Raw genomic sequence first — 3,289 nt, 5'->3', positions numbered from 1 at the left:
CTGTCGGCACGCCACGCACGGCACGCCTGCAACGCAAGCCACGCGAGGAACGCGCCGTGATGCAACACGGACTCGGATCATCGACTGAAAGGTGCGCAATGCAACCACGCAAGATCGCCATTGCCAATCAGAAGGGCGGCGTGGGCAAGACTGCAACAGCACTCGGCCTGGCCAGTGCTGTGTCAGCGAAAGGGGGCAAGGTCCTTGTCGTCGATGCCGACTCTCAGGGCAATGCCACCAACGGCCTCGGTGTGACCGTCGAAGGCGACATGCTCACCACCTACCACCTGATGAACCAGACCGTCGAAGGTGGCGCAGCGAATGCCGTCATAGCGACCGACTGGGGCGGAGTCGACCTGATTCCCGCAGACGAGGAGCTCGGCAAAATCGAGTCCGATGGCTCAAACGACCTGGTCTTCCGCCTCGATGTCGCCTTCGAAGGCCTGGATCTGAGTCCCTACGACGTCGTGCTGTTCGACTGTCCACCAAGCTTGGGCAAGGTCCTGTTCGCCGTCCTCATCGCTTGTGACGGGGTGGTAGCTGTCACCGAACCGACGATCGACAGTGTGCATGGTGTCGAACGCCTCGACGAAACCATCCGTACGGTGCGCAAACGTGCCAACCCTCGCCTCAACTTCGACAAGATCGTTCTCAGCCGCCGCCGCGGCACCGCCGAGCACAATTTCCGGGAGACCGAGCTGCGGGAGGTCTATGGCGATCTCGTAGCCCGCACGATCATTCCGGAACTGGCAACTCGTCAGGACGCGCACAGCGCACGGACACCCATCCACCAATTCCGAGGTGGTCGCGCGATTTCTCTTCAAACCGCCTACAGCGATCTTCTTGCCGAACTGTCTCTCACCACTGGAGGTGCATCGTGACCGCACAACGTCAGCCGGCGATCCGCAAGACCCACCCCGCCGAGGAACTGCCCGAACGCCCCACGCGCATCGAGCAATCAACGCCCGCGCCGACCCCAGTACCTGCACGTTCGGTCACGCCGTCAGTGACGGGAAGCGACACCGATCCGGCAGAGGGCCTGTCGGCGACGCACAACACGCGAATCCGTCCGAGCATCAAGGCGCGGCTGCGTAGGGGAGTGGACAAACTTCGCTACGAGACGGGAGACCGAACCATTAGCGAGGCGTCGATTACCGACAAGGCGCTGCAGGAGTACCTCGACAAGCACGGACTCTGACGTAGCACTACGACCCCCAGCACTGCGTGCGTTGCAGGCCCGCGACGCACGCAGTGCAGGTCCCCTACGCGGCTGCAACCGCAAGGGGCCCGTTGACCAGGACTACCACCCGTTAGGAAGGACACCATCCGGTCATGCCCGACGATACAACCCCGCCCGCAACCGCGTTGCGAACCGAGTTGCCCGTGAGCCGACAGATGACACTGGCGTTGGTGACCGTGGCCGCCATGACTCTGTTCATCGCAGCGCTGTCCTTCATCCTGTCGTTCGATGCACTTCGAGCCCTGGCGATCGAGGTCGGTGTGCAACCGGGACGAGCATGGATGGCGCCGGTTGCCATCGACGTTGCCCAAGCTGCTGCAACCGCCGGCTATGTCATCTTCCGCATCTCCGGCCGCGGCCGATACACCCTTGCGTACTGCGCCACGTTGGCCGTGGTGACGGTGTTGTTGAGTGTGGTCGGCAACGCCTTCCATGCCTGGCAGACAGCTGAGCGCAACCTTGCCCGAGTTGCAGCAGGGGAGGACCTCGGGTTCGTTCCGCAGGCCCCCTGGATCGGAGCGCTGTTTGCCGCGATTTTCCCGCTGCTGTGGCTTGCGTTGTTCCACTTGTTCGTGATGATGATCCAGCGCAACCAACCCTCTCCCGGTACTCCAGCGCTTACCAACACCGTGGCACCCGCTTCGACTGTCTCTGCCACCGCGCCTCGGATCGCGGTGCGTCCCGAGCCTCGTGCTTCCGGAGACGGTGCAACCGCTGACGGAGGTCTGGCAACCCCTCACAGCGCCGCGCACGCACCGTTGCAGGGCGGGCCCGTGACCGAACAGAGCGATGCAACTGCTTCGGGAACACTCGCCTTCGCCTGCAACTCGGTTGTCGAGCCGACAACAATGGGACAACCTGCGGTGTCCGTCACGCGCAACGGATATGCGCAGACCCAGGAGGGATTGCTTCGATTCCTCGCCGACTCCGAGTTCCACGAGACCGTGCAAGTCGTGGCATCGATGATGATCAAGTCCCCGCAACTGCGGCAGATCGATGTTGCTCACCGATTGCAGATCGACAAGTCCACCGTCAGCCGGCGGTGGCGGCAGTTCTGTCAGGCGGCCGAAACCGAAGGGTTCCTGGTCCCGCCATTGCCTGCAATCGAGACCGCTGATCCGGTGAAAGAGCCCTCCCTCGTCTAGACCTCCGTATCGGAACCTTGCCCCAAGCGGCGGCGGAGAACGCTGTCCGCCGCCGCCTATGCACTGCGACCGGCAGATTGTGCGGAAGGTCGGGGCGGTGACGGTGAGGATGGAGCTGGAATGCCGAAGAGAGGTGCCGTGTACTTCGTCGACGGCCGTCGCATTCGGTCGCTCGAGGATTTTCTTTCTGTTGTGGGCGAAGCAGTATGGGGGCCCGGTGGGTATTTTGGTCGCAATCTGGATGCCTTCGCTGACTGTCTGACCGGCGGATATGGCACACCCGAAGACATCTTCACTGCATCTCGACAACAACTGTCGAGATGCAGTGAAGTTTGACAGGACACGCCGCTAAAGATTGACCGAGGCTCGGTGAGACGAGAGCGCCGGTCAAGGTTTCATTCCGGGAAACCGCAGCTCAGAGGCCTTATAAAGCTGCGGTCGGCCCAGTTAATCTGCCCCGCCCCATCTCGCTCATCTTCGCTGCATCTCGACAATGTCGCGATGCAGTGAAGATTGACAGGACACGCCGCTATAGATTGACAGAGGCTCGGTGAGACGAGAGCGCCGGTCAAGGTTTCATTCCAGGAAACCGCAGCTCAGAAGCCTTAAAAAGGCGGTAGTCGGCCCAGTTGATCTGCCTCGCCCATCTCGCTAATCTTCGCTGCATCTCGACATCAGGTGCGGGAGAGTGCGGCTTCTTCTCGGGCTCGGCGCAGGGTTGCGTACATCGCGGAACGGCAGAGTCCGCTGATTTCGCAGAGCTGGGCTGCGGTGTATTCGCCGGATTCGTAGTCGGCGAGCAGGCGTTTGCGCTGCAAGGTGGACAGCTTCGGTTGCTTGCCTTTGAGGCGGCCGGCCTTCTTCGCTTCGGCCATGCCTTCGCGGGTGCGGGCGCGGATGAGGT

At 62.2% G+C, this 3,289-nt stretch carries 3 protein-coding genes and 2 pseudogenes; 4 read left to right on the top strand and 1 reads right to left on the bottom strand.

Annotated features, from left to right (window positions below; genetic code table 11):
• The first annotated feature begins 98 nt into the window (after window positions 1-98).
• The 4 genes and pseudogenes from PV766_RS19830 to PV766_RS19815 all read left to right on the top strand — a co-directional run.
• Window positions 99-881, top strand: coding sequence for a ParA family protein (locus PV766_RS19830; RefSeq protein ID WP_006553233.1), 783 nt, complete (start codon window positions 99-101; stop codon window positions 879-881).
• Complete coding sequence (locus PV766_RS19825) at window positions 878-1,198, top strand: hypothetical protein (RefSeq protein ID WP_006553234.1); 321 nt, start codon at window positions 878-880, stop codon at window positions 1,196-1,198. The genes PV766_RS19830 and PV766_RS19825 overlap by 4 nt, the downstream gene beginning before the upstream one ends.
• Before the next feature lie 134 nt (window positions 1,199-1,332).
• Window positions 1,333-2,385 (top strand): DUF2637 domain-containing protein, encoded by a 1,053-nt coding sequence (locus tag PV766_RS19820; RefSeq protein ID WP_084295179.1) that lies wholly within the window; start codon window positions 1,333-1,335, stop codon window positions 2,383-2,385.
• A gap of 120 nt (window positions 2,386-2,505) precedes the next feature.
• Window positions 2,506-2,673: pseudogene (locus tag PV766_RS19815) on the top strand (barstar family protein); the annotation flags it as partial.
• 386 nt (window positions 2,674-3,059) lie between these two features.
• Here the strand turns inward: PV766_RS19815 and PV766_RS19810 are convergent.
• Window positions 3,060-3,289, bottom strand: a pseudogene (locus PV766_RS19810) (recombinase family protein); the annotation flags it as partial.

Source organism: Rhodococcus sp. As11, assembly GCF_048957735.1.
Classification (GTDB): domain Bacteria; phylum Actinomycetota; class Actinomycetes; order Mycobacteriales; family Mycobacteriaceae; genus Rhodococcus; species Rhodococcus gordoniae.
The sequence above is the reverse complement of the archived record's forward strand: the minus strand, read 5'-3'. Positions and strand labels throughout refer to the sequence as shown.